Annotated in this window: 1 protein-coding gene; it reads right to left on the bottom strand. The window is 65.3% G+C overall.

Translation table 11 applies throughout. The features are described 5' to 3' along the window. A partial coding sequence (locus QSK26_RS41520) for an AAA family ATPase (protein ID WP_285780866.1) occupies nt 1-429 on the bottom strand: 429 nt, incomplete at both ends.

Below are 429 nucleotides of genomic sequence, written 5' to 3'. Positions count from 1 at the left end.
GGTCTGCAGCTCGCCGCGGGCCAGCATCGGCTTCAGGATGCTCGCCGCGTCGATCGCGCCCTCGGCCGCGCCCGCACCGACCAGCGTGTGCAGCTCGTCGATGAACAGGATGATGTCACCCCGGGTGCGGATCTCCTTGAGGACCTTCTTCAACCGCTCCTCGAAGTCACCCCGGTAACGCGAACCCGCCACCAGAGCGCCCAGATCCAGCGTGTAGAGCTGCTTGTCCTTCAGCGTCTCGGGCACCTCACCCTTGACGATCTTCTGGGACAACCCCTCCACCACGGCCGTCTTACCCACACCGGGCTCACCCACCAGCACCGGGTTGTTCTTGGTCCTGCGGGACAGGACCTGCATCACCCGCTCGATCTCCTTCTCACGCCCGATCACCGGATCGAGCTTGCCCTCACGAGCCGCCTGGGTGAGATT

Source organism: Microtetraspora sp. NBRC 13810 (assembly GCF_030268685.1).
GTDB lineage: Bacteria > Actinomycetota > Actinomycetes > Streptosporangiales > Streptosporangiaceae > BSRQ01.
The sequence above is the reverse complement of the archived record's forward strand: the minus strand, read 5'-3'. Positions and strand labels throughout refer to the sequence as shown.